Origin of the sequence: Aquabacterium humicola (assembly GCF_030167915.1) — a bacterium.
Taxonomy (GTDB): Bacteria; Pseudomonadota; Gammaproteobacteria; order Burkholderiales; family Burkholderiaceae_C; genus Pseudaquabacterium; species Pseudaquabacterium humicola.
Genome location: NZ_JARGNB010000006.1, coordinates 160680 through 187192, shown reverse-complemented (window position 1 = coordinate 187192; position 26513 = coordinate 160680). Strand labels below are relative to the sequence as shown.

At 68.5% G+C, this 26513-nt stretch carries 22 protein-coding genes, 15 tRNA genes and 2 pseudogenes; 25 read left to right on the top strand and 14 right to left on the bottom strand.

The window, feature by feature from the left end:
• Positions 1-33: 33 nt before the first annotated feature.
• The 3 genes from P1K89_RS24115 to P1K89_RS24105 form a co-directional block, all read right to left on the bottom strand.
• The gene (locus P1K89_RS24115) at positions 34-3132 is read right to left on the bottom strand and encodes an ATP-binding protein (RefSeq protein ID WP_284619066.1); all 3099 of its coding nucleotides are present in this window, start codon (positions 3130-3132) and stop codon (positions 34-36) included.
• 147 nt (positions 3133-3279) lie between these two features.
• Complete coding sequence (locus P1K89_RS24110; RefSeq protein WP_284619065.1) at positions 3280-4959, bottom strand: acetolactate synthase large subunit; 1680 nt, start codon at positions 4957-4959, stop codon at positions 3280-3282.
• A 24-nt stretch (positions 4960-4983) separates the two neighbouring features.
• Positions 4984-6603 (bottom strand): FAD-binding protein, encoded by a 1620-nt coding sequence (locus P1K89_RS24105; RefSeq protein ID WP_284619064.1) that lies wholly within the window; start codon positions 6601-6603, stop codon positions 4984-4986.
• Positions 6604-6745: 142 nt separating this feature from the next.
• On the opposite strand from P1K89_RS24105, the gene P1K89_RS24100 reads away from it, so the two are divergent.
• Complete coding sequence (locus P1K89_RS24100; RefSeq protein ID WP_284619063.1) at positions 6746-7435, top strand: Crp/Fnr family transcriptional regulator; 690 nt, start codon at positions 6746-6748, stop codon at positions 7433-7435.
• 376 nt (positions 7436-7811) lie between these two features.
• Here the strand turns inward: P1K89_RS24100 and P1K89_RS24095 are convergent.
• A pseudogene (locus P1K89_RS24095) lies at positions 7812-8270 on the bottom strand (DsbA family protein); the annotation flags it as partial.
• 104 nt (positions 8271-8374) lie between these two features.
• The gene (locus P1K89_RS24090; RefSeq protein WP_284619062.1) at positions 8375-8848 is read right to left on the bottom strand and encodes a disulfide bond formation protein B; all 474 of its coding nucleotides are present in this window, start codon (positions 8846-8848) and stop codon (positions 8375-8377) included.
• Positions 8849-8954: 106 nt separating this feature from the next.
• On the opposite strand from P1K89_RS24090, the gene P1K89_RS24085 reads away from it, so the two are divergent.
• Positions 8955-9143, top strand: a complete 189-nt coding sequence (locus tag P1K89_RS24085) for a hypothetical protein (protein ID WP_284619061.1) — start codon at positions 8955-8957, stop codon at positions 9141-9143.
• Here the strand turns inward: P1K89_RS24085 and P1K89_RS33395 are convergent.
• Positions 9143-9238, bottom strand: a pseudogene (locus tag P1K89_RS33395) (restriction endonuclease); the annotation flags it as partial. The gene P1K89_RS24085 and the pseudogene P1K89_RS33395 overlap by 1 nt on opposite strands.
• A 269-nt stretch (positions 9239-9507) precedes the next feature.
• Between P1K89_RS33395 and P1K89_RS24080 the strand changes: the two are divergent.
• Positions 9508-10218 carry an NYN domain-containing protein gene (locus P1K89_RS24080; RefSeq protein ID WP_284619060.1) on the top strand — a complete coding sequence of 237 codons (711 nt, stop codon included), beginning with the start codon at positions 9508-9510 and terminating at the stop codon, positions 10216-10218.
• A gap of 938 nt (positions 10219-11156) precedes the next feature.
• Here P1K89_RS24080 and P1K89_RS24075 read toward each other — a convergent pair.
• The 4 genes from P1K89_RS24075 to P1K89_RS24060 all read right to left on the bottom strand — a co-directional run bounded on the left by P1K89_RS24075 (position 11157) and on the right by P1K89_RS24060 (position 13066).
• A complete protein-coding gene (locus P1K89_RS24075) occupies positions 11157-12065 on the bottom strand; it encodes a relaxase/mobilization nuclease domain-containing protein (protein ID WP_284619059.1) in 909 nt (302 codons plus the stop codon).
• Between the two features lie 100 nt (positions 12066-12165).
• Complete coding sequence (locus P1K89_RS24070) at positions 12166-12492, bottom strand: hypothetical protein (protein WP_284619058.1); 327 nt, start codon at positions 12490-12492, stop codon at positions 12166-12168.
• A complete protein-coding gene (locus P1K89_RS24065; RefSeq protein ID WP_284619057.1) occupies positions 12489-12626 on the bottom strand; it encodes a type II toxin-antitoxin system HicB family antitoxin in 138 nt (45 codons plus the stop codon). Before P1K89_RS24065 ends, P1K89_RS24070 begins: the two co-directional genes overlap by 4 nt.
• A gap of 77 nt (positions 12627-12703) precedes the next feature.
• Positions 12704-13066 carry a hypothetical protein gene (locus P1K89_RS24060; RefSeq protein ID WP_284619056.1) on the bottom strand — a complete coding sequence of 121 codons (363 nt, stop codon included), beginning with the start codon at positions 13064-13066 and terminating at the stop codon, positions 12704-12706.
• Between the two features lie 197 nt (positions 13067-13263).
• Between P1K89_RS24060 and P1K89_RS24055 the strand changes: the two genes are divergently transcribed.
• The 22 genes from P1K89_RS24055 to rtcA all read left to right on the top strand — a co-directional run bounded on the left by P1K89_RS24055 (position 13264) and on the right by rtcA (position 21776).
• Positions 13264-13473 (top strand): hypothetical protein, encoded by a 210-nt coding sequence (locus P1K89_RS24055; RefSeq protein ID WP_284619055.1) that lies wholly within the window; start codon positions 13264-13266, stop codon positions 13471-13473.
• 246 nt (positions 13474-13719) lie between these two features.
• Positions 13720-13795: transfer RNA gene (locus P1K89_RS24050), tRNA-Gly, on the top strand.
• Between the two features lie 132 nt (positions 13796-13927).
• Positions 13928-14005: transfer RNA gene (locus P1K89_RS24045), tRNA-Glu, on the top strand.
• Between the two features lie 90 nt (positions 14006-14095).
• Positions 14096-14171: transfer RNA gene (locus tag P1K89_RS24040), tRNA-Ala, on the top strand.
• A gap of 7 nt (positions 14172-14178) precedes the next feature.
• Positions 14179-14262 (top strand) — tRNA-Tyr (locus P1K89_RS24035).
• Positions 14263-14302: 40 nt separating this feature from the next.
• Positions 14303-14378 (top strand) — tRNA-Asp (locus P1K89_RS24030).
• Between the two features lie 18 nt (positions 14379-14396).
• A tRNA-Arg gene (locus P1K89_RS24025) sits at positions 14397-14473 on the top strand.
• Positions 14474-14515: 42 nt separating this feature from the next.
• Positions 14516-14591, top strand: a tRNA-Trp gene (locus tag P1K89_RS24020).
• Between the two features lie 11 nt (positions 14592-14602).
• Positions 14603-14689: transfer RNA gene (locus tag P1K89_RS24015), tRNA-Cys, on the top strand.
• A gap of 34 nt (positions 14690-14723) precedes the next feature.
• Positions 14724-14799: transfer RNA gene (locus P1K89_RS24010), tRNA-Asn, on the top strand.
• An 8-nt stretch (positions 14800-14807) separates the two neighbouring features.
• Positions 14808-14884, top strand: a tRNA-Ile gene (locus tag P1K89_RS24005).
• A 16-nt stretch (positions 14885-14900) separates the two neighbouring features.
• Positions 14901-14978, top strand: a tRNA-Pro gene (locus P1K89_RS24000).
• 11 nt (positions 14979-14989) lie between these two features.
• Positions 14990-15065, top strand: a tRNA-Pro gene (locus tag P1K89_RS23995).
• 45 nt (positions 15066-15110) lie between these two features.
• A tRNA-His gene (locus P1K89_RS23990) sits at positions 15111-15181 on the top strand.
• A 21-nt stretch (positions 15182-15202) separates the two neighbouring features.
• Positions 15203-15278 (top strand) — tRNA-Lys (locus tag P1K89_RS23985).
• 9 nt (positions 15279-15287) lie between these two features.
• Positions 15288-15372, top strand: a tRNA-Leu gene (locus tag P1K89_RS23980).
• Between the two features lie 203 nt (positions 15373-15575).
• The gene (locus P1K89_RS23975; protein WP_284619054.1) at positions 15576-15713 is read left to right on the top strand and encodes an SEC-C metal-binding domain-containing protein; all 138 of its coding nucleotides are present in this window, start codon (positions 15576-15578) and stop codon (positions 15711-15713) included.
• Between the two features lie 159 nt (positions 15714-15872).
• Positions 15873-16445: an HNH endonuclease gene (locus tag P1K89_RS23970; RefSeq protein WP_284619053.1), complete on the top strand. Its 573-nt coding sequence runs from the start codon at positions 15873-15875 to the stop codon at positions 16443-16445.
• A 50-nt stretch (positions 16446-16495) separates the two neighbouring features.
• Positions 16496-18070 carry a vWA domain-containing protein gene (locus tag P1K89_RS23965; protein ID WP_284619052.1) on the top strand — a complete coding sequence of 525 codons (1575 nt, stop codon included), beginning with the start codon at positions 16496-16498 and terminating at the stop codon, positions 18068-18070.
• Between the two features lie 552 nt (positions 18071-18622).
• On the top strand, positions 18623-19846 hold the full coding sequence (locus tag P1K89_RS23960; RefSeq protein WP_284619051.1) for an RtcB family protein: 1224 nt from the start codon (positions 18623-18625) through the stop codon (positions 19844-19846).
• 57 nt (positions 19847-19903) lie between these two features.
• Positions 19904-20737 (top strand): nucleotidyltransferase domain-containing protein, encoded by an 834-nt coding sequence (locus P1K89_RS23955; protein ID WP_284619050.1) that lies wholly within the window; start codon positions 19904-19906, stop codon positions 20735-20737.
• Complete coding sequence (gene rtcA, locus P1K89_RS23950) at positions 20718-21776, top strand: RNA 3'-terminal phosphate cyclase (RefSeq protein ID WP_284619049.1); 1059 nt, start codon at positions 20718-20720, stop codon at positions 21774-21776. Before P1K89_RS23955 ends, rtcA begins: the two co-directional genes overlap by 20 nt.
• 33 nt (positions 21777-21809) lie before the next feature.
• On the opposite strand, the gene P1K89_RS23945 is transcribed toward rtcA, so the two are convergent.
• The 4 genes from P1K89_RS23945 to P1K89_RS23930 all read right to left on the bottom strand — a co-directional run bounded on the left by P1K89_RS23945 (position 21810) and on the right by P1K89_RS23930 (position 26488).
• Positions 21810-23453, bottom strand: a complete 1644-nt coding sequence (locus tag P1K89_RS23945; protein ID WP_284619048.1) for a M28 family metallopeptidase — start codon at positions 23451-23453, stop codon at positions 21810-21812.
• A 60-nt stretch (positions 23454-23513) separates the two neighbouring features.
• A complete protein-coding gene (locus P1K89_RS23940; protein WP_284619047.1) occupies positions 23514-24443 on the bottom strand; it encodes an ornithine cyclodeaminase family protein in 930 nt (309 codons plus the stop codon).
• A gap of 51 nt (positions 24444-24494) precedes the next feature.
• Entirely contained in the window at positions 24495-25400 is a 906-nt protein-coding gene (locus P1K89_RS23935; protein WP_284619046.1) for a Fe-Mn family superoxide dismutase, read from the bottom strand.
• 113 nt (positions 25401-25513) lie between these two features.
• Positions 25514-26488 carry a chromate resistance protein ChrB domain-containing protein gene (locus tag P1K89_RS23930; RefSeq protein ID WP_284619045.1) on the bottom strand — a complete coding sequence of 325 codons (975 nt, stop codon included), beginning with the start codon at positions 26486-26488 and terminating at the stop codon, positions 25514-25516.
• Between the last annotated feature and the right edge of the window lie 25 nt (positions 26489-26513).

Below are 26513 nucleotides of genomic sequence, written 5' to 3'. Positions count from 1 at the left end.
TCTCCTTCGCGGCCGGGTGACGTCGCGGCGCGGTCAGCACAGGAAGGGCAGCAGCGTCAGCGCGTCGGGGTCGAGGCCCGCGCGCTCGCACACCGCCTGTGCCTGCGCCAGGTAGGCCTCGGCCTGGGCCGGGTCGCCCGCGTCGAGATGCAGGGTCGCCAGGCCATCGTAGCAAGGGAAGAGCAGCTGTGGTTCGCCGATGCGTTCGGCCAGCGCCAGCGCTTCGCGGTAGCAGGCCAGCGCCTGGCCGAGGTCGCCGTGGCATTGCGCGATCTGGCCCAGCACGATCAGCGGCACGGCCAGGTGGTCCAGCAGCCCGAGCCGGCGGTCGAGCTGAACGGCCGCCTGCGCGGCCTCGATGCCTTCGGCCTCGCAGCGGTTCGTCAGCGCGCAGTAGGCGACCGCGAGGTTCGCGTACAGGCGCGACTGGAAGCCCAGGTCGCCGACCTGGCGCGCCAGCGCCAGGCCGCGCTGGCAGGTCTCGATGCTGCGCGGCGGGTCGAGCGACGCGTACAGCACGCCGAGGTTGGTGTGGCCGCGGCAGGCCGTCTGCAGCAGCTCGTGGCGTTCGGCGAGCGCGATGCTGCGCTCGATCTGCGCCACCGCATCGGCGGGCCGGCCGCTGCGCGCGAGCGCGATGCCCAGCGTGTTGCGCGCCTGCACCTCGACCATGACGGCATCGCGGCCCTCGACGCCCGCGATGGACCGCAGCGCCTGTTCGGCCAGCGCGATCGCCGACGGGTGGTCGCCGGCGCGGAACGCGAGGCGGCCACGCTCCTGCAGCAGCCACCCGCGTTCGATCGCCGCGACGGGCGACGCTTCGACACCGAGCGCGGTCAGGCCGGCGTCGAAGCAGGCCAGTGCACGCTCGCGTTCACCGGCTTCCCACTGCAGGCCGCCGATCTTGCGCTGCAGGCGGGCCGTGCGCACGGGGTCGTCGCGGTCGCTGCGCCGCGCGAGCAAGGCGCCGTAGTGCGCCAGCGCGTCGTCGCGGCGGCCGACGAGGCCGCAGAGGTCGGCCAGCGCCTCGCGGGCGGCCAGCGCTTCGGCCAGCGCCGACTCCTCGCCCAGCGTGTGCAGCACGCGCTCGAAGTGCCGCATCGCGTCGTCGTTCGCGTACAGCACCCGTGCACGCTCCCCGGCCGACAGCAGGTAGCCGGCGCCCTTGCGCGGCTCGTCCGACAGGCTCCAGTGGTGGCCCAGCGCCTCCAGGTCGGCCAGGCGCTGCGGCACCGGCCCGACCGCCGCCTCCAGCGCACAGCCGATGCGCCGGTGCAGCTCGGTGCGGCGCGCCAGCAGCAGGTTGCGGTAGACCACCTCGTGCAGCAGCGCATGGCTGAAGCGCCAGCGGCCCTCGCCCGCCGGCTGCAGCAGGTCGCTGCGCACCAGCGCATCGACGGCTTCATCGGCCAGCGCCGTCGCGGCGGCGTCCGCGGGCGCGCCGCCCACCTGCCGCCACAGCGCGGCGTCGAACTCCGCCCCCAGCGCCGCGGCCACCTGCAGCCGTTGCCGCGCGGCGCCATCGAGCCGGTCGATGCGCGACAGCAGCAGGCCGTGCAGCGTATCGGGCACGTCGGCCTGCTCGAGCGACGGCGCGCCGCGCCAGCAGCCCTCGCCATCGCGCGCCAGCCGGCCGTCGGCGATCAGGCTGCGCAGGATCTCCTCGACGAAGAGCGGGTTGCCGCCCGAGCGCCGCGCGACGAAGGCCTGCAGCGCCGCGTCGGCGCCGCAGCCGAGCAGCGCGCCGACCAGGGCCTGCGCCTGCGCGGTCGGCAGCGCGGACAGCGGCAGCCGGGTCTCGCCGGCCGCCGGTGCGTGCACGCTGCGCGCCTCCGGGCGCTGCGTCGCCAGCAGCATCAGCGGCCGGTCGGCCAGCCGGTCCAGCACCACGCCGAGCAGGTCCACGGACGCCGCGTCGGCCCAATGCAGATCCTCGACGATCACCAGCAGCGGCTGCTGCTGCAGGCGGCGCTCGACCAGCGCGACGGCGGCCAGGCCGATCTGGCGCTGCAGCTGTTCGGGATCGATGTCGGCCGCGCCGATCGGCGCCAGCCCGAGCAGGTGCTGCAGCACGCCGGCGATCGACGCCGCTTCGTCGGGCAGGGCCCCCAGCGCACGCAGGCCGGCATCGAGCTTGTCATGGGCCGCGGCCAGCGAATCGGCCTGGTCGACCTGGTAGGCCTCGCGAAACAGCGCGGCGAACACGCCGTAGGTCGGTTCGCCCAGCGACGAGCAGGCCATGCGGCGCACGGCGAGGCCCGCCAGCCGGCCGTCGGCGCCGAGGCCCGCGAGCCACTCGGCGAGCAGGCGCGACTTGCCGCTGCCCGCTTCGCCGGCCAGCACCGCCAGCTGCGCACGGCCGGCCTGCATGCGGTCGAAGGCCGTTCGCAGCGCCGCCAGCTCGTCCGCGCGGCCGACCAGCGGCGCCGCGAGCCCCAGCGCGGCGAGCCCGCGCGCGTTGCCCGGTTGATCCAGCGGCTGCAGCAGGCGGTGCGCACGCACCGTGCGCGCCTTGCCGCGCAGTTCGAGCTCGATCGGCGGCGCGAAGGCGAAGCGGTGGTTCGCGAGCCGCTGCGTGACCTCGGACACCAGCACCGTGCCCGGGTCGGCGGCCGACAGCAGCCGCGCGGTGGTGTTCACCGTGTCTCCGGTCACCGCGTAGGCGCTGCCGGCGCCGGCGCCGAGGTGGCCGGCGACGACCGGGCCGGTATGCACGCCGATGTGCAGCTGCACGCTGCGGCCCAGGCGCGCGGCCCAGCGCTCGGCGAGCGCGGCCATGCCCTGCTGCATCGCCAGCGCCGCGGCCAAGGCGCGCGCGGGGTCGTCCTCGTGCGCGACCGGTGCGCCGAACACCGCCATCACCGCGTCGCCGACGAACTTCTCGACGAAGCCGTCATGGCGCTCGATCGCCTGCGCCAGCATCGAGAACATCGCGTTCTGGAAGGCGCGAACGTGCTCGGGGTCCAGCGACTCGGACAGCGAGGTGAAGCCGGTGAGGTCCGCGAACAGCACGGTGACCGGGCGGCGGTCGGCGCCGTCGGTGGCGTCGGCCGGCGCGACGCTGGGGACGGGTGCGGCGACCGGGGCGACCGGGAGGGCGGGCGCAACCGGGGCGACGGCACCGACCGGCATCGCCGCCGCGCCCGCGAGCCGCTGCCCGCACTGTGGGCAGAACGCAAAGGCCGGCGGGGCTTCGAAACCGCAGCCGCTGCAGCGCATCACCATCGCCTGGGATCCCTCGGCGAGCGCAGCGACCCGAGGCGGGCCGCCGTCGAATGCTCAGGGCGCGATTTTGCGCTTCAGCGCCCGTGCCACCGGCTGCGGCAGGCGCGGCATCGAGCGCAGCAGCCACGGCAGCAGCCTGCGCTTGGCGCCGGACAGCGCTTCGGGCACCACGGCTTCGATCAGGTGCGGACCGGGCTGGGCCAGCGCGTACTCGAGCGCCGCGCTGAACTCGTCCGCCGAATCGGTGCGCACCGCATGCACGCCCATGCCCTGCGCGAGCTGCGCAAAGTTCAGCACCGGCCCGCGCAGGTCGAGCTGCGAACGTGCCTTCGGGCCCACCTCGTCGGCGCCCACGCGCTCGAGCTCGACGTTGAGCACCGAGTACGACGCGTTGTTGAAGACGATGCAGATGACAGGCAGCCGTTCGCGCGCCATCGTCCACAGCGCCTGGATCGTGTACATCGCGGTGCCGTCGCCCACCAGCGCGAGCACCGGCCGGTCCGGGCAGGCGATGGCCGCGCCGATGGCGTTCGGCAGGCCCTGCCCGATCGCGCCGCCGGTCAGCGTGATCAGGTCGTGGCGCGGCGCCCCGGCGGTCATCACCGACAGCATCAGGCCGGAGGTGATCGCCTCGTCGACCAGGATCGCGTTCTCGGGCAGCAGGTGGCCGACGGCCTTGCAGACCTTCGCCGCGCTGAGCCGGCCGCGCGGCCGGCCCGGGCGCAGCGCGGGCTGCAGCCGCGGCTCGGCATGCCCGGCACCCAGCGCGTCGGCCAGCTTCTGCAGGCTGGCGCCGGCATCCTGCGCCGGCGTGGCCAGCGTGTGCACGGTGCAGCCCTCGGGCACCAGCTGGCTGCGCTTGCCGGGATAGGCGAAGAAGGACACCGGCGCCTTGGCATCGACGAGCACGAGGTGCTGGAGGTCGGCCAGCTGCACCCCGGCCATCTCGGCGAGGTAGGCGATGCGCTCGACCGCCGGCAAGCCGGCGCCGCGGGTCAGCCGCGTCGGGAAGACTTCGGCCAGCAGCACCACGCCGCTGTGCGCGGCGATGCGGGCGGCGGCGATCAGGGATGACTCTCGAAGTGAGCGTCCGCCCAGCAGCAGCGCCACCTTGCCGCCGGAGCGGATGGCGGTGGCCACGGCCGCGACGGCCGTGTCGTCGGCCACCGGGGCCGCGGTGACGGGCGCCACCGCGCAGGGTTGGCCGCCCGCGCCCCAGGACACGTCGGCCGGCAGGATCAGCGTGGCCACGCTGCCCGGCAGGCCACGCGCGGCGGCGACCGCGTCGGCCGCGTCGCGGCACAGCTCGGCGGTGCTGCGCGACGTGCGCACGAAGCCGGGCGAGACATTGCGCGCGACGGTCTCGATGTCCGACTGCAGCTGCGCGTCCAGCGGCACGTGGAAGGTGGCGTGGTCGCCGACGATGTTGACGACGGGCACCTTGCCCTTGCGCGCGTTGTGCAGGTTGGCCAGGCCGTTGCCCAGCCCGCAGCCCAGGTGCAGCAGCGTGGCCGCCGGCTTGTCGGCCATGCGGGCATACCCATCGGCCGCGCCGGTGGCCACGCCTTCGAACAGCGTGAGCACCGCGCGCATCTTCGGCTCCTTGTCGAGCGCGGCGACGAAATGCATCTCGCTGGTGCCGGGGTTGGTGAAGCAGACCTCGATGCCGGCCTCCACCAGCGTCTTCATCAGCGCCTGCGCGCCATTCGTCGGGGGGGCCGGTCGGTCGGGCATCGCATGTCTCCTGGGTGTTCGTCTTCAGCGTCCGGCGGCGATCGACCGCGCCGCCGCGCGCGCGGTGAGGATGCAGCCGGGCAGGAAGGTGCCTTCGAGCGAGCGCCGGCCGCAGGCACCGCCGCCGCCGAAGCCCGCGGCCTCGCCGACGGCGTAGAGGCCATCGATCGGCCGTTGATCGGCATCGAGCACGCGGCTTTGCAGGTCGGTGCGCAGCCCGCCCAGACTCTTGCGGGTGATCAGCTGCACCTGGATCGCGATGAAGGGCCCCGCCCAGCGCTGCTGCAGCGGCGCCGGCGCGCAGGTGCGCAAGCGGTCCGGGCCCCACTGGCGCGCATGCAGGATGCGGCGGATCTGGTCGTCGTTGTGCAGCCGACGGCCGCCGGCGAAGTTGGCATCGAAGGCATCGGCGGTGGCCTGCAGCACGGTCAGATCGATGTCGTGCGAGCAGGTCAGCGCATTCATCTTCGCGGCCAGGCCGCTCAGGCTATCGTCGACCAGGAACTGCGGGCTCTGGCGCGCCATCTGCCGCACCAGGCGGTGGTTGCCGAGCAGCGTCTCCTTGACGAACAGCGGGAACTGCCGGTCGCGGATGCGCGGGTTGTGCTCGGCGCCGGACAGCGCGAGTTCCTTCGTGGCGATGCGCCAGTTCAGCAGGTGCCAGGTCCAGGGCTTCTCCTGCTGCGCGACGCGCTGGCACAGCCAGTGGGTGTCGAAGCCGGTGACCAGCGGCTCGGGGCCGATGCGCCGGCCGCGGTGGTCCAGCCACAGCGCCGACTTGCACGGGATCAGCGACAGGCCATGACCGTCGAAGTGCGGATAGGGATGCGGGATGCCGGCGGCGTAGTTCCACATCTCGCCGGCGCGCACGATGCGGCCGCCGAACGTGTCGCGCACATGTTCGTGCAGGAGGCCATCGGCATACGGGTGCGCGCCGTTGAGCATCGTCGCCGGCCGCGCCCGTGCCGCCGGCCAGTTCGCGCGCGCCTGCGCATGGCTGCCGTTGAGCCCGCCCATCGCCAGCACCACCACCGGCGCGCGCACCAGCGCCGTCGCGCCGGTGGTGTCATCGCACACCTGCACGCCGGCGATGCGTCCGCCCGCGCGCTCCACCGCCGAGACGCGGCAGCGGTGCAGCACGGTCAGCCGCCCGCCGCTGCCCGCGCGGCGCATCGCGGCGACCAGGCGGCGCACCAGCTCGCGCGCCGTGCCCCAGACAATGTGATAGCGCGGCAGGCTGTTGCCCTCGCCATGCAGTCCGCGCTCGACCCAGTTCACCGCGGGCATGAACGACAGGCCCTCGCCGACCAGCCAGTCGTGCACGCCGCCGCGCGACTGTTCGACGTAGTGCCGTGCCCATTGCATCGCGTGCACGTCGTCGGCATCGAGCTCGCCGAAGCGCAGCCAGTCGCGCAGCGCAATCTCCGGGGTGTCGGGAATCTTCATGCGCGCCTGCAGCGGCGTGCCCACCAGCGCCATGCCACCGAAGGCCCACAACGCGAGGCCGCCGAGGCGCTCGGGGCTGTCGCGGTCGATCAGCGTGACGCGCAGGCCGGCGCGCAGCGCTTCCAGCGCGGTGACGATGCCCGCGAGGCCGCCGCCGGCGACCACGACATCGGACGAAGGGGAGGACGGAACAGGCATGGCGTTGTGGGCGAGCCGGCCGCTGCGGCCGCTACGATCAGCGATCCCACGCAGCGTCTCGCGTCATGTGCTTTGCAGTGCCACCGCATCTTGCCGACGGCCCGGCCGGCCGTCTGTCGGGGCTTCGACACAAGGCCCCCGCATGAACCCGGGTGCCGGACTTGATGTCTGCGAAGCCGCTCCCGATCCGTGGCTGCAGTCGCTGCCGGCATCGCTGCGGCAATGGCTGCTGGGCACGGCCCGGCCCGTCGCGCTGCGCGCCGGCCAGCGCCTGTTCGCCCGCGGCGACCAACCGGACGGCCTCTACGGCATCACGGCCGGGCAGATGCGCTTCACCGGCATCACTGAAACCGGGCAGGAAGCGATCCTCGCGATCTGCGAAGCGCCGCAGTGGTTCGGCGAGATCGCGCTCTTCGACAACGAGCCGCGCACGCATGACGCCTGGGCGCAGACCGACGCCACGCTGCGGCACGTGCCGCAGTTCGCGCTCGACGAGCTGCTGTCGCAGCAGCCCGCGCACTGGCGCCACTTCGGCCGGTTGCTGACACACAAACTGCGCGTGTCATTCGTCGCGATGGAAGGCCTGGTGCTGCTGCCGCCGACCCCGCGCGTCGCCGGCCGCCTGGCGCTGATGGCCACCGGCCACGGCGCGCTCGACCGCGGCGGCGCGCGCGTGCTCAAGGTCTCGCAGGAACAGCTCGCGCAGATGCTGGCGCTGTCGCGGCAGACCGTGAACCAGGCGCTGAAGGAACTGGAAGCGACCGGGGCGATCCGGCGCAGCCGCGCGGCGATCGAGGTGCTGGATCTGGCGGCGCTGCGCAGCGCGGCGTGAAGGACGGCCCGAATATCCGACTGGAACGACCCCGCTCGGCCACCGGGGATTCCGAGAAGGAGTACGCTTCAGTCCTCCCGGCAACAGCGAAAGGAGGTGATATGTCTTCATTCTCTTGGTCCGAGAGGGACCTCTCTACGTGATGTAGCCAGGTCTCGACCAGACCCGCGGGCGCTTCCACCACCGGTGGCAGCGCCCGCGTCACTTTGGAACCGCCGCGGCGCGCGAAGCGGGCGCAAGGCGGCCGCCGGCGCCGAGCGGGAACCCACCGCGCCCCTGCAGCGGACCTACGGCGCCTTGACTTCCGGGTCTCCTGCTCGACCAGGGCCTTCAACTGCTCGTGCCCGAAGTCGCGCAGCGGCGTGCCGTTGACGAAGAAGCCAGGCGTCTTGTCGACCTTCAAGGCCTGCATGTCGGCGACGTCCTGGCTCAGCCGCTGGGCGATGGCCGGGCCGGCTGCATCGGCCCGCGCCTTTGCCATGTCGATGCCGAGATCGGAGATCAGGCTCCAGATCAGCTCGGGCTCAGGCTTGTGGTGCGAGGCCCACCGGGGCTGCTCGCCGAGCGTCCGTTCGAGCGCCTCCCAGTACTTGCCCTGCTCCCGGGCCGCTTCCAGGATCTTGACGGCCGTGTCCGAGCCCTGGTGCAGCGGCGCATATCGCATCACCAGCCGCACCTGGCCGAAGCTCGCGTTGACGATGCGCTTGACGAGCGGATAGAACGCACGACAGGTCTCGCAGGCGGGATCGAAGAACTCGACGATGGTGACCTGCGCGGCGGGATTGCCGTAGACCGGCGAATGTGCCCTGACCAGCGCCTGGTTGTTGTTCTGCACGACCGTCGCCGCCACCTGGTCGGCGCGACCCCGATAGATCACGACGGCGGCGACGAAGGCCACCACGACCACAGCCAGCGTCGAGGCGACCAGCAGCTTCCAGTTCACGATGTCTCCCTTCTTCGTGCAACCCACAACAGGGCCAGGATGGCCGTGAAGGCGCCCAGCGATACCAACGGGATCGGGACCACGCCGGCCACCTGCACGTCGACGTCTGCACACGACGTGCCCTTGCCGCACGGCACCAGGGCTTCAGACACGACGCCCCAGAAGACGAGGCAGTGGTAGGCCGCGAGGATCCAGCCGACCCACGCAAGCGGCCACGCGTATCGAATGGCGCGAGCATCGGGCTCCAGCAGGCCGACGCCGAGGATCATCACCAGCGGGAACATCGCGATGCGCTGGTACCAGCACAACACGCACGGCGTCATGCCCATCACCTCGCCCAGGAACAGCGCACCGGCGGTCGCGGACAAGGCAATCGACCACGCGAGAAACAACAGCGTCCAGGTCGCGTGCTTCGCCGAGCGCTCGGCGCTGGCTGTCGTGGGCGGCGGGTCGAGGTGAGGTCGCTTCATGAACCGGCGTCCGCTGCTGTGGCCACGGCCGACTTGTACGCCAGAAAGCGCAGTGCGTTGATGACCACCGGGACGCCCTCTCGTGGGTCGAACGATAGCAACCGACATGAGCTCGAACAAGCCGGGCGGCATCCCCTCGCTGCTGAAGTACGCACCCCCCGGAACCTTCGTGACGGTGGAGCAGCTGCCGCATGGCGGCTCGCTGCAGGTGCGCATGCTGTCCGGCAAGGCGGTGCAGTTCTACTGGCGCTACTCGCTCGAGGGCAAGACATCCCGCGAGCCCATCGGCATCTAGCTCAGCAGAGCGAGGACGACACCAGCCCACCACGGCAGCATGGCGACCAGTTCGACGAGGTCCTCGATAGGACTGGACTTCTTCCGTCTTGCCATCGCGGCGTCGCCTCCCTCTGGTCGCTCTTGTACCAGGCTGCGTGGCAGCCAATTGCTGGCGGGCAGCCTATCCTGCAATCACCAAGAAGTCATCCATGCAGTCGGTCGCGTCTCGAGCCTGCGAGTCGGACAGTCCGACCACGGCCCTGCCGGGCGCCGCGAGAGAGGCGGTCGACGGCCTGCCGGCTTCCCTCTCGATCAGCTCGGCCGGTTTGACGGAAGGCACCGGTCCGGCGTAACGTGGGCCACGACGGGAGGAAGCTCACGACATGGCTGCAACGGAGACCGCGCGCCTGGCGGTACTGATCGACGCTGACAACGCCACGGCATCTGTCGTCAAGGAGCTGCTTGAAGAGGTCGCGAAGTACGGCACGGCCACGATCAAACGTGCCTACGGCGACTGGACCACGCAGAACCTTGTGGGCTGGAAGGAGCACCTGCATCGCCACGCGATCCAGCCGATGCAGCAGTTCGCCTACACCAAGGGCAAGAACTCCACCGACTCGGCCTTCATCATCGACGCCATGGACTTGCTGTACGCCGGCAACGTCGACGGCTTCTGCCTGGTTTCGAGCGACAGTGACTTGACTCGCCTCGCCACGCGGATGCGCGAAGCAGGCAAGATCGTCTACGGGCTGGGTGAACGCAAGACGCCTGAGCCCTTCATCGCCGCGTGCGACAAGTTCATCTTCTTCGAAGTTCTTCACAGGCCCTCGGACGCTGCTCCTCCGGTGCAAGTGGCGGGGATGCCGGATCTGAAGGCATTGCTGATGCACGCTGTCCGGGAGACGTTGCGAGACAGTGGTTGGGCCCCGCTGTCTGCGGTCGGATCTTTCATCAATAAGAACAACACCTCCTTCGATCCTCGGAACTACGGCTTCACCAAGCTGAGCGAACTCGTGCGCAAGCAGGTTTACCTGGAGGTCAAGGAGACGACGGACGCCTCTGGGTTCGTGCACCTGTCGGTGAAACTGCGTTAGGCCGCACCAGATGCCTGCCTTCTCCCCTCACTACTGTCATGGCACGCAATCTACGGCCTTCGTCCTGAGCGTACCGGGCGCTGCAGAAGCTGCCGCCGGACGGCCGGTCTCTGGGGACACGGGAGCAAACCTTGACGCCGCGTTGCATCTCCTGCATGCGGAAGACCCGACGAACTTCCCTTCCACAGGACGCTACGAGTACAGAATCACAAACGCATTCGCCAAGGCCCGCGCCAAATCGCTCGGCGACAGTTCCTCGGAAGCACGAGACGCTGAGGTCGTCGAGGCCCAGAACGTGGCACGAGTGATCGAGGAACTGAATGGCTGCGATCTGGTGGTCCTCTGCGGAAGGAAGGCTCAACTCCTCGCCGGGAAACTTGGCCCGTACGGGAAGCGAGTAGTCAAGGTAGCTCACCCAGGAAACAGCGGCCTGAACAGCACATACCCACCAGTCGTGGCATCAAAGGGCGCAGTCAACCCTAGACAAGGGCGCGTCGCACTGTGGGCGCAGGACGTTCTGAATTCCGTGCGCGCAATTGCGGGCCAGGACCAGGCGGGTGCAGTTTGAAATCTCGGAAATCGAGGCCTGGACTGTCGGTCAGTTTGTGCCCCAAGGCTTTGCCGCTGGCGCAGTGCTGCAATCCCTGTGCGCAGCGACACGCACTCTCCAGCTGGCCGCGCCCGGTCAAGGGCGGGCAGCGCCCGGCGCAGCGAACCCTTGACGGGGAGTGGCAAGCTGCACGCTGACTGGGGGCTGGCGTCACCAGGTGAGGCCAGCCCCCGAGCCCGTCCGGCGGCAAGGACTGCCCCGCCCCGCGGGGGCGGGGTGAGGGGGTGGGGTGGGGTCAACGCTCGAGCTCAGGGCCGGGTCGGTCGATCGCCTTGCCGCTCTGTGGCTGCGGGCCGGGCGGCTGCCGGGATGCGACGGCCACCTCCGCTTACCGCTGACGCACCGCCTCCCGCACGAAGGGCGCGCCTCGCACGAAGCGCGAGACGTGCTCGGCCAGCTTGCGGGCCTCAGGACTCTCGGAGGCTGCCAACGCCTTCATGATGTGCGCCCAGCCCCTCATGGCGTCGGCCCGGCTGTCCCAGTAGCGCTGGCCGGCCTTCGTCGCGGCACCGGTCTGGCGCAGGCGACCGTCCTGCCTGGCCTTCACGCGCCACAGCGGATCGAAGTTGCGGTTCCCGCCGCGCGTGGCCTGACGCGTCGCCTCGGCCTCGACGCCACACCCTCGCAGCTTCTCGGCGAACGTCTCTCGCCAACGGTGAAGGTCGGTCTTGCGCGGGTTCAGGCGTTCGCCCGTCCGCGACTCCGCACGAACGCTCAGGTTCACGTGGGGATTGGCCTGGTGCTCGTGCAGAACCATCACGTAGCGATGCTCCGACATCTCGGCCTGCGCGAACTCGCGCGCTGCCTTCTGCACCAGGCGCGGATCGGTGCCGTGCGGCATCGACAGCATGATGTTGAAGGCCTCGCGCCGGTGCCCCACGTCGCCGATCAACGATCCGCCGTAGCGCCACTGCTCGGCCAGGTCGTGCAGCGCTTCCTTGCCGTCTCGCACGACACCTCGATCGTCTTCGATGGCGAGCCGGCCGTTCTTGCTGATGTAGCGGAAGTGAGCGGCGATCGCCTTCATGTCCCGACCTCCGCCCGTCACTTTGACCATCACCTGTGGCGCTCGCCATGTGGCCGTCGCTTCGATGCGCCGGCGGATCACGGCAGCCTTGCGTCGCGTCAGCGTGTTCAGGCGCGGGGTCGGCGCTGGCTTGACGATCCGGTTGGATGGATAGAAGAGCCGCTCGCCCCATTGCACGAGCACACCGTCGACGGTGGGTCCCGAGCTCATCGCCGTCCTCTCGCTGCGCGCAGCGCAGCAACCAGCGCCGCGGCGGCTTCAAGGTGCACACGAACGTCCTTGATCAGGGACTGGAGGCGGTGCGGTAGGGCTAGAGTTCGCTCTTCTGTGCGCGGCCCAGGAGGCGCATGAAGGCATTGAGATCGACGCTGAGGGCGGCGAGTCGGTCGGTCGACGCCATCAGCGCGGTAATGGCCTGCGTGTGATCCGGCGAAAGCGGCTGGGCCGGCGTGCCGTCGATGAGCCTGGCGACGTACGTTCCTTGCGAGACGTCGGCCGCGCGGGCGCGGCTGGCGAGCGTCACGGCATGTGAGCCGGACATGCGCAAGGTGACCCTGATGGCCTGGGTGTCGGCGGCGCAATCGATCGGGCTGCCGTCGCCTGCGTCGCGCGGTGTCTCGTCGAGCATGGCCTTCACTGCACGATTGCTTCTTCAATCGTTTCGCCGTCTGAGATGCACTCAGCGAAGTCGGGGAAGGAGACGAGATAGCCCCCGCCTTCTTCTTGACCCAGCGGACGAACCTCGAACGGGTAGTCGACAAGCTTTGCCATGTTCACGCTCCATCGACGGGTTCGATCGTATCGACGTCCGGCCTACCCGGTGGTGCACGTGAGCGACCCCGCGCAGCTCAAGTGAAATCCTTCAGCAAGGCGCGCAGGCGCCGGCGCCCCTCGGCGTTGGTGCGTCGATACGCCGCCAGCGCAAGTGCCATCGTGTGCTGCTCCGCCTGCGTCAGCCCATGCGGCTCGCGCTCCTCATCCATCCAGCCGACCGGCTTGCCCAGCCGCACCTCGAACTGGCGAGCGAGCTTGTCGCTCATCGGGCGCGAGCCGGACTTGGTCATCGACCACAGTGCCGGGCTGATCTCCAGCACCTCGGCGAATGCCTGTTCGAGCCCCTTCGGCGCATGGCCAGATGCCAGGCGCTGCTCTGCGAAGGCCTGGAACGCCGCGTGGGCGTTGTTGCGGCGGACGTGGTGGGGGTCGGTCACGGGAGCAGCGGACGGTCTTGGAAGCGAAGATGGGATTTTCGCATCAACGTGAAGATTCTTCACAGAAAGGGGTTGACGCCCGCGTGAAGAGTCTTCACACTTCAGCCCATCGGTTCCGGACGTCAGGTCAAAGACTTGTCCGACGGAACCAGGACCGAACAACCGACCGAACCACCAGGACCCATCGAGGACACGCCGTGAACGCCAGCCGATTTGCAACGACCAGCATTCGACCCGCATCGGGTTGCGGTGCGGCCGTGCGCGCCGGTTGGCCGGCGTTCTCGAAGGTCATGGTCAATGCCAAGGCATTGGATCGGTGCACCAACCTGCATCCGTGCGTCGTCGCCGCCAGGCTTGAACTGGCAGCGTATGAGGACCAGATGCAACCGGGCGAGGGGAGCGCGTAGACGCACATCCCTCCCAGCTCGCGAGAGCAGGCTCGAAAGAGGCCCGGAATCCGAAAGGATCCGGGCCTTTGTCATTCCAGGCGCTGCCCAGGCGTCATCAACCCAACCGCGACCTGCCTGGCAGGCAGGTCGCAGCGGACCGAGGCTGTTTGGTCCGCGACACCTGCCGCATTGGCTGCAGGTGGCTCTTTAACAAGTTGCAGCGAGGCGACGCCGGTACTGGCCGGCAGGTCGTTTTCGCAACATGCGGATGTAGCTCAGTTGGCAGAGCACGACCTCGCCAGGGTCGGGGCCACGAGTTCGAGACTCGTCATCCGCTCCATGTCGGGTGTGTCCGTGCACAAGCGCCGGTCCGCCGGCGTGCATGTGCGTGGCCACGCTGCGGGGCACGTGCAGCGATGCGCCTGGTGCACCGGGCGCCGCGCGTGTGGGCACAGCCGACATGGATTCCCATGTCCCGTTCGTCTAGTGGTCAAGGACACCGGGCTTTCAACTCGGAGATCACGGGTTCGACTTCCCGTACGGGATGCCAGACAGGAGCCCTCGGCGCAAGCGCGCCTCGAGGGCGGAAATCGGCCGCAACGATTGGGCGGCGCCGGAACCCGTCACCGGACACTTCACAGGGGGTGTAGCTCAGATGGCAGAGCGCCTGCTTTGCAAGCAGAGGGTCGTCGGTTCGAAGCCGGCCATCTCCACCAGTTCGCCGGGCGTTTGGCAGAGAGGTCGAATGCGGCTGCCTGTAAAGCAGTTTCCAAGGACACGGTGGTTCGAATCCATCAGCGCCCACCACTCATCAACACCCGACCCGGCCGGCCGCCGGTTCTCGCATGCTCCGTTAACTCAGTGGCCAGAGTGCCGGCCTGTCTAGCCGGAAGCCGCGGGTTCGACTCCCGCACGGGGCGCCAGGTCTTACACCATCACACGCCTCGTTAGCTCAGCGGACCAGAGCGCCGGTCTACGAAATCGGAGGTCGCACGTTCGAATCGTGCACGAGGCTCCAGACCGAATACGTAGCAACCGTGTTCGCTCAGCGTGTCAAAGAGGGGGTGAAGCTCCACAGGCAGAGCGTCGGTCTCCAAAACCGAAGGTACGCGGTTCGAGTCCGTGCACCCCCGCCACAGTTTCCTCACTCGACGTAGCCAAGTGGTCGAAGGCCGCAGTCTGCAAAACTGTCGGCGTCCAGCCCGCGTCGGTTCGAATCCGTCCGTCGAGTCCATCTTGCACCTGCGGCAGCATGTTGCCGCACCTTTTCCCCGATAGCTCAGTGGGTAGAGCGTCCGGCTGTTAACCGGAAGCGCGGCGGTTCGAGGCCGTCTCGGGGAGCCACCATTCGGGGTCGCATAGCTCAGCCCGGTAGAGCACCGTCTTGATAAGGCGGGAGTCGTTGGTTCGAGTCCAACTGTGGCCACCATCATCAACCAGTTCCACGGCGTGTGGGAAAGCCTGGCCAATCCGTCGCGTTCGGGACGCGAAGACCGGCGGTTCAAATCCGCCCACGCCGACCATTCTCAACCTTCTCGGTGTAGCGCAGTTGGAAGCGCGGGTGCTTTGGGAGCATCAGGTCGCAGGTTCGATCCCTGCCGCCGAGACCATCAGTTCCAGGACACCGAAGTGCACCGCATGTCGTGCGTTTGGGTGTGGCCGTAGCTCAATGGCAGAGCCGTGGGTTGTGGACCCGCTGGTGCCGGTTCGACTCCGGCTGGTCACCCCCAAGCGCATGCCTTTCAACGCGTCGCGAACTCGAGCGGCAGAGTACCGGGCTCTTACCCCGGATGGTCAGGGTTCAAGCCCGTGGCGACGCACCACCCATCAACCCCCTCGTGGCGGAATAGGCAGACGCACCGGTCTCAGAAACCGGAGCCGCAGGGCATGTCCGTTCGACTCGGACCGAGGGGACCAGGCAGCAGTCCGGTAGCTCAGCGGCAGAGCAGCGCCCTCACAAGGCGAAGGCCGGTGGATCGTGCCCACCCCGGACCACCAACTACAGCAGAGCCGAGAACATCAACCACCCGGGAGGTATGCCATGAAACCGATCCATGAAGACGACGTGAGCTTTCACGACTACGAGCAAACGGCGCAAAGGCTTCCCGTCCGAGACGGGTGTGAAGCGCGGTGACCGCATCGTCGGCGGCGCGAAGGAACTCATCGAGAAGCTCGGGCGCAACGATCCGTGCCCATGCGGCTCCGCGAAGTCGTTTCAAGCGTTGCTGCATGCGCAGCGGTCGCTTTTGACGGCGTGAACCGCGATCACTATCAGCGTTGAACGGACGACGGGGTGTAGTCGAGTGGCCTCAGACAGCCGGCTTTGACCCGGTGCACACAGGTTCGAATCCTGTCACCCCCGCCATCACGTGCCAAACCGAAATCATCCACGAAGCGGCCAAGAAGGGAGGCCACCCATGCACCCACGCCACAGCCATGTGCTGCAACTCGACATCCAGGGCACGCCGCAGGCGTGGATCTCGCTCGAGCACGCGGCCCTGCATGTGGCCACGGACTCGGTGGCGTGGGTCGACGGCGATGGCCCGCTAGCGACGCTGCGTGGGGGCTTCAACGTCGGGCGCGGCCGGCAGTCGATCATCGATGTGCACCCGATCATCGCGCTGCACGGCGCGTCCAAGGTCAACCTGTTCGACGTGGTGCCCGCGTTCAGCAAGGGCAAGCTGTTCCGGCGTGACCGGCTGACGTGCGCCTACTGCGGCCAGCGCTTCAACGAGCGTGACCTGCAGTGCGAACACATCGTGCCGGAATCGCGCGGCGGCCGCTGGACCTGGATGAACCTGGTCACCGCCTGCGGTGCCTGCAACGGCCGCAAGGCCGACCGCACGCCCGAGGAAGCGAGCATGCCGCTGCTGTACCTGCCCTACGTGCCGAGCCGCTTCGAGGACTTCCTGCTCGAAGGCCGGCACATCCGGGCGGACGTGCACGAGTGGCTCACCGCGAGGCTGCCGAAGGGCTCGCGACTGAACTGAGCCGCGCGCATCGCCATACAAGTTGAATGCACAGAGAGGAGAACACACTCATGGTCAACACCCAACTCTTCAAGACGCTCAAGGGCGTGCTGCTGCCGGATGCCACCGCTCGCAACCACGAGCAGGCGCCGGCCTATGCCCTGAGCGCGCGCCATCAGTTGGCGCAGCTCGCTGCGACCGGCTGCCTGAACCAGACCTTCTATGCGAGCGCGGACTCGCAGCTGGACACGGTGCGTGCCCTGGCGCAAACCGTGGACGCAGCGTTCGTGGCCAAGACCGCCATCTACGCACGCCAGGCCGGCCACATGAAGGACATGCCGGCCGTGCTGGCCGCCACGCTTGCCGTGCGCGACGTGGCACTGCTGGGCCAGGTGTTCGGCCGCGTGGTCGACAACGGCAAGATGCTGCGCAACTTCGTGCAGATCGTGCGCAGTGGCTCGGTGGGCCGCAGGTCGCTGGGTTCGCGTCCGAAGAAGCTCGTTCAGCACTGGCTGCTGACCGCCAGCGAGAAGCAGCTGTTGAACGCCGCGGTGGGCAACACGCCGTCGCTGGCCGACGTGGTGAAGATGGTTCACCCGAAGCCGGCAGAGGCCTGGCGCGCTGCGTGGTTCGCGTGGTTGATCGGCAAGGCCGTCGATGAGACGGCGCTGCCGCCCATCACGCAAGCTTTCGAGCGCTTCAAGCGGGCCGTGGCCGATGGCGCGGTGTGCGAGGTGCCGGACGTTCCGTTCCAGATGCTGACCGCGCTGGCGCTGAGCACCGCGAAGTGGGCGCAGATCGCGCGTGCGGGTTCGTGGCAGATGGTGCGCCAGAACCTGAACACCTTCGCGCGTCACGGCGTGTTCGAGCTTGACGGCATGGCCGAGGCGATCGCAGCCAAGCTGCGGGACCCGAAGGCTGTGGTTCACGCGCGCGTGCTGCCGTACCAGCTGATGTCGGCCTTCAAGGCGACGGGAGAAGGTGTGCCGGCGGTGGTTCGTGATGCGCTGCAGGACGCGATGGAGGCGGCGCTGGCCAACGTGCCGGCGTTCGATGGCCGTGTGGTGGTGTGCCCCGACGTGTCGGGCTCGATGAGCTCGTCAGTGACGGGTCACCGCGGCTCGGCAACGTCGAGCGTGCGTTGCATCGATGTCGCGGCCCTGGTCTCGGCAGCGGTGTTGCGCAAGAACCCGGCGGCGCGTGTTCTGCCGTTCGAGCAGGACGTGGTGAAGCTGTCGTTGAACACCCGCGACTCGGTGATGACCAATGCGCAAGCCTTGGCCGCCATCGGAGGCGGTGGCACCAACTGCAGCGCGCCGCTGGCCTTGCTCAACAAGGAGCGTGCGAAGGTGGAACTGGTGATCCTCGTCTCGGACAACGAGTCGTGGGTCGATGCCACGCGGCGCGGTGCGACGCAGACGATGCGCGAGTGGGAAGTGCTGAAGCAGCGCAACCCGCAAGCACGGCTCGTGTGCATCGACGTCCAGCCGCACGGCACGACGCAGGCGGCGGAGCGGCACGACATCATGAATGTCGGCGGCTTCTCGGATGCGGTGTTCTCGGTGATGGCCGCGTTCGCCGAGGGCAAGACGGGCCCGGAACACTGGGTGGGCGAGATCGAGAAGGTCTCGCTGGCCGCACAGTAGCAAGAAGGGAAGGAAGTGAAGTAAGGAAGGTGCCGCATGCGAATGCGCGCAGGAGTACAGCACCACACTGCCACGCGGGCCTGCAAGCCCGCAGCCAGCGCTCTTTTGATCAAGACGCTGGCCGGCAACTCTTGCGAATCTGGTCGCGTGCGGTACCGACCTGACCGTGAATGTTGTCGAGTGGCGAATGCCTGGTGGAACTACATCGTTGTCCACGCTCAAGGTTTCACCGGATTTCTAGTCGCCACTCGAGAGCATTCGAAGGAATTGAGGTTTTGACGCGAATGCAGGCAGGACTACATCGGGAGCCATGGGGGTTCGATCCCCCGTTGCCGGGAAACCGGCAATGGCAAGACGTCTTGCCGTCCCTTGTCGCGTTTGTATTGATGTCGCGTTGCGAATGCAGGTGGAACTACAGACTCTTAATCTCGTGGTCGCGGGTTCGAATCCCGCCGGTCTCACATCAGGGGGGCCGTAGCTCAGTCCGGTAGAGCACGACGTTTCACCAACCCTTGTCGCAACGAGGCACCATTTTTGCGGTAGATGATGAACATGGAACAGAACTACTACACCGAGCAACCCGAAGGCGGCGTGCCCATCAAGATGTGGACGCGCGGCGTGCCCGTGGAAGACGAAGCGAAGCAGCAGCTCGCCAACGCGGCGCGCCTGCCCATCGTGTTCAAGCACATCGCCGCGATGCCCGACGTGCACCTGGGCATCGGTGCGACCGTGGGTTCGGTGATCCCGACCCTGCGCGCGATCATCCCGGCCGCCGTCGGCGTGGACATCGGCTGCGGCATGATGGCTTGCAAGACCACGCTGCACGCGAACGACCTGCCCGACAACCTGGCGCCGCTGCGTGCCGCGATCGAGCGTGCCGTGCCGCACGGCTCGTCACCGCGCAACCGTGGCCGCGACCAGGGCAGCTGGGAGAACCCGCCCGAGGCGGTGGACCAGGTCTGGGCGATGCTGGCGGACGAGTTCGACGCGCTGTGCGAGCTGCACCCGCGCCTCAAGAACACGAACAACCGCAAGCACCTGGGAACGCTGGGCACCGGCAACCACTTCATCGAGGTCTGCCTCGACGAGGACGGTTTCGTGTGGTTCATGCTTCACTCGGGTTCGCGCGGCGTGGGCAATGCGATCGGCACGCACTTCATCGAACTGGCGAAGAAGGACGCCGAACTGCACCAACGCAACCTGCCGGACCAGGACCTGGCGTACTTCGAGGAAGGTGCGCAGTACTTCGGCGACTACGTGCGCGGCGTGGGCTGGGCGCAGAAGTTCGCGGCGCGCAACCGCGAGGTGATGATGAGCAACCTGATCGCGACGGTGCGCAAGGTGATCACGAAGCCGTTCGAATCGCATGTCGAGGCGGTGAACTGCCACCACAACTATGTGCAGCAGGAGCATCACTTCGGCGAGGACGTGTTCGTGACGCGCAAGGGCGCGGTGAGCGCGAAGCGTGGTCAGCTGGGCATCATTCCCGGCAGCATGGGTGCGCGCAGCTACATCGTGCGCGGCCTGGGAAACGCCGAGAGCTTCGAGAGCTGCAGCCACGGTGCCGGCCGCGTGATGAGCCGCACCAAGGCGAAGAAGCTGTTCACGATCGACGACCAGATCAAGGCGACCGAAGGTGTCGAGTGCCGCAAGGACAAGGACGTGATCGACGAGATCCCGATGGCCTACAAGGACATCGATGCGGTGATGGAGGCGCAGAAGGACCTGGTGGAAGTCGTCCACACCTTGAAGCAGGTGGTGTGTGTGAAGGGCTAGTTGGGGAGGTCGGGCCGGGTGGCTCCCTCCCCTTCTGAAGAGGATGGGGAGAGAGTCATGAAGAACGAAACACTGATCAGTGCGCACCCGATCGACCCGGCGATGCGCGATCGGATCCTCGACTGTCTGCGGCAGATCGAGGCCGCTAACGATGTGAAGGTGCTGTTCGCCTGCGAGTCCGGCAGTCGCGGCTGGGGTTTCGCGTCGCCCGACAGCGACTACGACGTGCGCTTCATCTATGTGAACCGCCTGTCGTGGTACCTGACTGTCGAGCCGGGGCGCGACGTGATCGAGCAGCCGATCAGCGGCGACCTCGACGTGAACGGCTGGGACCTGCGCAAGACGCTGCTGTTGCTGCGCCAGTCGAACCCGACGCTGCTCGAATGGTTGCGCTCGCCGATCATCTACCGCGAAGAGGTCGACGCGGCAGCGCGCCTGCGTGTGCTGGCGAAAGACGGCTTCTCGGCCGTGCGCGGCTACCACCACTACGTGTCGATGGCGAAGAAGAACTTCCGCGAGCATCTGCGTGGGGAAGAGGTTCGCTACAAGAAATACCTGTACGTGCTGCGGCCGTTGCTGGCCGCCCGGTGGATTCGCGACGGGCGAGGTGTGCCGCCGATGCGCTTTGCGGCGTTGGCGCAGGCCACGCTCGACGACCACGCACTGCTGGACGAGATCAACCGACTGCTCGAAGTGAAGATGCGTGCCGGTGAAGCGGCCACGAGTCCTCGGTGGACCGCCATCCACGCCTTCATCGAGAGCGAGCTCGCTACGGCCGCGACCCAGGTGGTCGTGGATCCGTCTCGCGCTGACACCACGATGCTGGACGCCTTCCTGGCCGAGACGGTCCTGAGGGAAGAACGAGAGAAGAATGAACGTGATCGAACTTGATGGCTCGACCGGTGAAGGTGGTGGCCAGATCCTGCGCACGGGCCTGGCCCTGTCGATGTGCACCGGCCAGCCCATGCTGATCCAACGCATCCGTGCGAAGCGTGCGAAGCCGGGCTTGATGCGCCAGCACCTGACCTGCGTGCAGGCGGCCGTGGCCGTCTGCGGCGCGCGGGTGGAGGGGGCGGAGCTCGGCTCGCAGACCGTGGTCTTCGAGCCTGGCGCCGTGCGCGCCGGCGACTACGCCTTCAATGTCGGCACCGCGGGCAGTTGCACGCTGGTGCTGCAGACGGTGCTGCCGGCCCTGATGCTCGGTGCCGAGCCCAGCCGCGTGTCGCTCAGCGGCGGCACGCACAACCCGATGGCGCCGCCGTTTCACTTCCTCGAACGCAGCTTCGCACCGCTGCTGCGGCGCCTCGGTGTGGGTCTCGACCTGGACCTGCGCCGGCTGGGCTTCTATCCGGCGGGCGGCGGCGAGATTTCAGCCGTGGTGCATCCGGCCGCCGCGGGCCTGCAACCCTTCGACCTGACCGATCGCGGACCGCTGCAGGAGGCGTACGCAGAGTGTTTCGCGCCGGCCTTGCCGAGCGCCGTGGCGGCGCGCGAACTCGCGGCGCTGTCGCGCGCACTGGGCTGGTCGGGTGAGCAGCTGCGCACGCCGGCCGTGCGGCAGAACGAAGGCCCGGGCAACGCGCTGATGGCCACGCTGGGCTATGCGCATGTGAACGAGGTCGTGACGAGTTTCGGCGAGAAGGGCGTGCGTGCCGAGCAGGTGGCGGATGCCTTGGTCCAGGAGATCAGGGCGCACCAGGCGAGCGAGGGTGCTCTGGGGCAGCACCTGGCGGACCAGTGGATGTTGCCGCTGGCACTCGCCGTCGCGGCACGAGGCGGCGAGGCGTCATTCACCTGCACCACGATGACCGACCATGCCACGACCAACATCGGCGTGATCGAGCAGTTCCTGCCGGTGAGGTTCGATGTGCACTCGACGGGCTCGTGCCCTCGCGTGCGTGTGATTGCCGGGCAGGCGACTGAACGATGAGCGCCTCGCGCCCGGGTCCCGCCATCGCTCTCGTCAGCGCGCCAGTTCGCCGCTGCCTCGACCAAAGGTCTCGCCGAAGAAGTTCCCCGGCTTCCAATGCGGGCGTGTCGGCGCATTCGCCAGTTCGACGAGGATCGCCGCGCCCAGCCCCGCGAACCGCGCCGCGGCGCCGTAGTTGATCGGCAGGGAGGTGTCGTCGCTGACGCGGTGGTAGTGCCTCGCCTCGATCTCGTCCCGGGCCCTCTGACCCGCGCCGTCCTCGTTCATCGAGTGCACGCCGGTGTTCAGGAACGCCGCCGGAATCCCGGCCTTCACGAACGAGTACTGGTCCGAGCGTGTGAATCGGCGCCGCTCCGGCTTGGGGTCCGGCGATACCTGCACGCCTTTGGACTGCGCGACCCTGGCGATGAGTTCGCCGATGCTCGAATGTTCCGCGCCGAAGGCGCAGATGTCGCGGAAGTCGTAGGTCAGTATCGGCATGTCGACGTTGAGATTGGCCACCAGCGCCGTTCCCGCCGCGTGCGAGCGGCTCACGAAGTGCTCGGACCCCAGCAGGCCGGCCTCTTCGCCGGTCAAGGCTACGAAGACGATGGAGCGCTTCGGCCGGCTCGGCATCGCGGCAAGCAGGCGCGCCGCCTCGGTGATCACGGCGACGCCGGTGGCGTTGTCCAGGGCGCCGTTATGAATGGTGTCGCCGGTCGTTCCCGGCACCATGCCCAGGTGGTCCAGGTGCGCCGACACCACGATGTGCTCGTGCTTCAGCAGCGCGTCGCTGCCTTCGATGACCCCGACGACGTTGGCGCTGGCCACGTCCTGCATGCGGCTCTTGCGTGCGATCCGGACCTTGGCGGTCATCTCGACGGTGCGCGGTGGCAGTCCCTGCCCGGCCCGTGCGACGAGGTCCGCCAGTTTCAGGCCTGCATGGCCGAGAAACTTCTCCGCGCCGGCGATCGACAAGGTGGCCAGGTGGGGAACCGCGGTGCCGCCGCCGTGGGGCGTTCCGTTGGCGTCGAGCCAGGCGAATGAACGGAACAAGTGCAGCGTTCGCGGGATCTGCGCGAAGGGGAAGAGTGCTTCGTTGGCCGGCGTCTGCAGCGTGATCACGCCGACTGCACCGCGCGCGGCGGCGAACTCCTGTTTCAGCCGCGGGTTCGCGAAGTGCGCCGCCTGGTCGCCGGACAGAAGGGGCGGACTGCCTGCCAGCACGACGACGAACTTTCCCTTGGCATCGAGGCCTGCATAGTCGTCGACGCCGAGGTGGTGGGCCACGATGCCGTGACCGGCATAGACGACCTCGGCACTCGCGTCCGTGCTGTCGGCATGGCGGCTGGGAAGCACGACAAAGTCTTCGCCGAACTTGTATGGCCCTACCTGTCCAGGCCCGGCCACCTCGAACTCCGATGTGTTCGGCAGCAACTGCGTGGAACGCAACGGCACCCGCTGCAGGAACGTGCCCGCGTCGCCGCCAGGTCGAAGGCCGATGCGTGCGAACTGGCTCGCGACATAGCGGGCCGCGATGTCGTAGCCGCGGGTTCCCGCCTCCCGGCCTTCCATCAGATCGTCCGCCAGGAACTCGACATGCGCCTTGATCGTGGCTGGGTCCGCATCGCCGACCGCGGCCAACGCGCCCGTCGACAGGGCGCACGAGATCACGCAGGCAAGCGCGCAGGACTTCATGATGGCCTCCGGGTGGTCGTGTTCATCGACGGCAGGTGCCGGGCGGTCATTGCAGCGCGCTCATGCGAACGGCGGGCGGGCCGAGACGAGCAATTCGCAGAGCGCCAGGTCCTGCACTGCCAGCCCGGTCGAATCGAAGACCACGATGTCGTCCGCTGCGGTTCGCGCCACCCGGCCCGCCACGACGTCGGCCAGTTCGCCGCAGACAACGGATGTCGGCGCGTGATGGAGGTCGCCGGCCTTGAGGCACTGCGCGGTGAGGTCGGTCACCACGCGCGCCCGCGTGAGCAATGCCGGATCGATCTCCGACTTGCCTTCGTTGTCCGCACCGACTGCCGCGACCAGCGTGCCCGGCCCCACGTCGTCGGCGCCGAGAAACGCTTGGCGCGACGGCGTGCAGGTGACGATGACCCGGCTTGCCAGCGTTGCACGCCGCATGTCGTCGACGGCCTCGCAATTGATGCCGAGCGTGACGCGCGCCCACTGCGCCAGCGCGCGAGCCTGCGGCGACACCGTGTCGAAGAGATGGACGCGTTGAATGCCGCAGGCCTGGAGGGCTTCCAGGTGGAAGCGCCCCTGCATGCCGCACCCGACGACGGTTGCCACACGGGCGTCGCGCGGCGCCAGGTGCCGGATCACCAGGGCGGTCGTCGCTGCGGTGCGAAGTGCGGTGATCGAGGGTGAGTCCACGATCGCGAGCAGATCGCCGTGGCGTGTGTCGAACACGGCGATCGCGCCCTGGATCGTCGGCCTGCCCGTGGCGGAATTGGCCGGGAAGTTCGCGTTGATCTTGGCCACGAAGAGGCCGGCAGCGTCCGGTGGCGTCGATGTGCAGGCCTTGACATGAAACGTGCCATCGGCGACCGCCACCCCCATCGACACCGGGGCGCTCACCAGCCCGGCTCCCATGCGCAGGAGGGCTTGCTCGACAGCCGTGATGGCCTGGCCGATCTGGATGTCGCGCAGCACTTGTTCCGACGAGATCAGCATGACGGCCGCCCTGGGCAAGGATGAGCGACGCGCGCGCCGGCGCTGGCCTGCTCAGGACTTCGGCGCAAGTGATCGGCCGGCGGCCTGCCAGCCGTCGAAGCCGCCCTGCAGATAACGCGCATTGACACCGGCCGCACGCAGGCGCATGGCCGTGGAGCGGCCGACCTCGTGGCCGTAGACGCAGTAGACGACGACGTCGCGGTCCTTGGGCAACTCCCCGGCCCACTGGGCCACGGACGCGGGGTCGAACCAGCGCGCGCCTGGAAGCATCTGCTTGGCCTTCTCGAAGACACCGGCTCGGCGCACGTCGATCACGAGCGCCGAGGCCGCGTCGTCCTGCGTCGCAGCGAACGGCTCGCTGGCCGCATGCACTGCGACCTGGTAGCGCTGATACACCGCGGCCCAGTCGATGTTGCCCATGAAGGCGTCGACGTAGGCGCCGGCGGCGGCGCCGAAGTCCAGGTGGTAGGCGTGCTCGTACATGTCAAGTGCCAGGATCGGCACGCCACCGGCGAGCGCATGTGTGTGGTCGGCCGCCCATTGGTTGACGAGGCTGCCCTCGCGCGGCTGGAACTGCAGCAGCATCCAGCCCGAGCCGCCACCCAGCGCCTTGGCGCAGGCAACGAACTCCTCGCGCCAGCGGTCGACGCTGCCGAAGCTGGCCGCGAGCGCAAGCGCCATCGCCGGCTCCATGACCTTGCCGCCGCCGGCGAGGCTCGCGAAGTACAGCTCGTGCAGCAGCATCGAGTTGGTCGCGATCAGCTCCTCGCGCTTCAGCCCGTTGAGCTCGAAGCCGGGCGCCGTGGCCATCGTGGTCTGCGCCAGTCGCGCGCGCAGCGCATTCAGCCGCTTCACCGCACCGCTGTAGTTGTTCGCATGGTGGCTGCGCAGCAGCTTCTCGGACAGTCCCTCGAGGGAAGCGGGGTCGAACGGCAGGTCTTGGATGAGCGAGTCCATGCGGCTCTCTTTCAATGGTTGGTTCAGCGGGTCATCAAGGGGTGCGGCACCAGCCCGATGAGGTGCCTCCGCCATCCGAAGGGCTTGCCGTCTCGTTCATGGCAGGGTCGTCCTCAGGTCTTGGCCTTGTGCGCAGCGCGCTCGAAGTGCGCGTACAACGAATCGAGCACCGTGCTCATTTCCGCCAGCAAGGCGTCGTCATCGTCCAGGCGTTCCCGAGCGCCGGCCATCACGGCCTCGAAGCCACTGGCTTCGGGCACGGGATCGCCGCCGACGTCGAGGTGGTGCACGATGGTGGCCAGCCGCTGCAGCGCGGGGTCGCCGTCGAGACTGAAGCTCGCCATCAGCGTCTCGAAGGTCACGCGGTTGCCGACGTGCGTGAAGCGCGCGCCATCGAAGTCGAACCCCAGCGCGCTCTTGGGGCAATCGGACGGCGCGGCGAGCCAGCGAAAGCGCGCCTCGGAATCGATGAAGCGCCTGATCAGCCAGGCGCTGGCCACGCGGTCGACCCACAGGCGACGCCGCGTGGCCCAGGTGCGGCCCTGGTACTGCGCGGGGTCGAGCCGCGGGATGCTGCCGGCCATCTCGTGCGGCTCGTCGGGCGACAGCACGGAGTCGATGCGGCGGCAGAAGTCCGTCCATGCCGCCTCGGACTCGGCCGAAGCATCGCCCGGGAAGAAGTCGATGGCCTTCAGCGCATCGAACTCACGCTGCAGCTTGCGCTGCAGGCGAGCGAGCTCGGCCGCTGAAAGGGCCGCGAGGCCGCGGTTCGCTTCCTTCCACGTCTTGCGCAGTTCGGCGTACTCGTTCGAGCGATCGAAGAGCGCGCGCCAGGTCTCGTCCTCGTCGGCCAGGCGAGGCTGCACGGCCATCAACCATGCGTTGCCGCGCTCGCGGATGCACTCATCGGCCAGGTCCTTCAGCGCCTGGGCACGTTCATCACCACCTGGCATCAGATAGGCGCCGTCGCGCAGCGCTACGCACCCGAGGGCCTTCAGGGCCCGCCATATGCGCATTCGCGCGGTCGCGCCGTCGGTGGGCAGCGAGACGACCAGCAGCAGCCAGCCCGGTGGATCTTCGTTGGCCATGTAGCGAACGATACATACTTGTCCG

Bases quoted from the DNA above. Each gene is read 5' to 3' on its own strand.
- P1K89_RS24115 (WP_284619066.1), bottom strand. From the start codon at position 3,132: ATGCCGGTCGGTGCCGTCGCCCCGGTTGCGCCCGCCCTCCCGGTCGCC.
- P1K89_RS24110 (WP_284619065.1), bottom strand. From the start codon at position 4,959: ATGCCCGACCGACCGGCCCCCCCGACGAATGGCGCGCAGGCGCTGATG.
- P1K89_RS24105 (WP_284619064.1), bottom strand. From the start codon at position 6,603: ATGCCTGTTCCGTCCTCCCCTTCGTCCGATGTCGTGGTCGCCGGCGGC.
- P1K89_RS24100 (WP_284619063.1), top strand. From the start codon at position 6,746: ATGAACCCGGGTGCCGGACTTGATGTCTGCGAAGCCGCTCCCGATCCG.
- P1K89_RS24090 (WP_284619062.1), bottom strand. From the start codon at position 8,848: ATGAAGCGACCTCACCTCGACCCGCCGCCCACGACAGCCAGCGCCGAG.
- P1K89_RS24085 (WP_284619061.1), top strand. From the start codon at position 8,955: ATGAGCTCGAACAAGCCGGGCGGCATCCCCTCGCTGCTGAAGTACGCA.
- P1K89_RS24080 (WP_284619060.1), top strand. From the start codon at position 9,508: ATGGCTGCAACGGAGACCGCGCGCCTGGCGGTACTGATCGACGCTGAC.
- P1K89_RS24075 (WP_284619059.1), bottom strand. From the start codon at position 12,065: ATGAGCTCGGGACCCACCGTCGACGGTGTGCTCGTGCAATGGGGCGAG.
- P1K89_RS24065 (WP_284619057.1), bottom strand. From the start codon at position 12,626: ATGGCAAAGCTTGTCGACTACCCGTTCGAGGTTCGTCCGCTGGGTCAA.
- P1K89_RS23970 (WP_284619053.1), top strand. From the start codon at position 15,873: ATGCACCCACGCCACAGCCATGTGCTGCAACTCGACATCCAGGGCACG.
- P1K89_RS23965 (WP_284619052.1), top strand. From the start codon at position 16,496: ATGGTCAACACCCAACTCTTCAAGACGCTCAAGGGCGTGCTGCTGCCG.
- P1K89_RS23960 (WP_284619051.1), top strand. From the start codon at position 18,623: ATGGAACAGAACTACTACACCGAGCAACCCGAAGGCGGCGTGCCCATC.
- P1K89_RS23955 (WP_284619050.1), top strand. From the start codon at position 19,904: ATGAAGAACGAAACACTGATCAGTGCGCACCCGATCGACCCGGCGATG.
- rtcA (WP_284619049.1), top strand. From the start codon at position 20,718: ATGAACGTGATCGAACTTGATGGCTCGACCGGTGAAGGTGGTGGCCAG.
- P1K89_RS23945 (WP_284619048.1), bottom strand. From the start codon at position 23,453: ATGAAGTCCTGCGCGCTTGCCTGCGTGATCTCGTGCGCCCTGTCGACG.
- P1K89_RS23940 (WP_284619047.1), bottom strand. From the start codon at position 24,443: ATGCTGATCTCGTCGGAACAAGTGCTGCGCGACATCCAGATCGGCCAG.
- P1K89_RS23935 (WP_284619046.1), bottom strand. From the start codon at position 25,400: ATGGACTCGCTCATCCAAGACCTGCCGTTCGACCCCGCTTCCCTCGAG.
- P1K89_RS23930 (WP_284619045.1), bottom strand. From the start codon at position 26,488: ATGGCCAACGAAGATCCACCGGGCTGGCTGCTGCTGGTCGTCTCGCTG.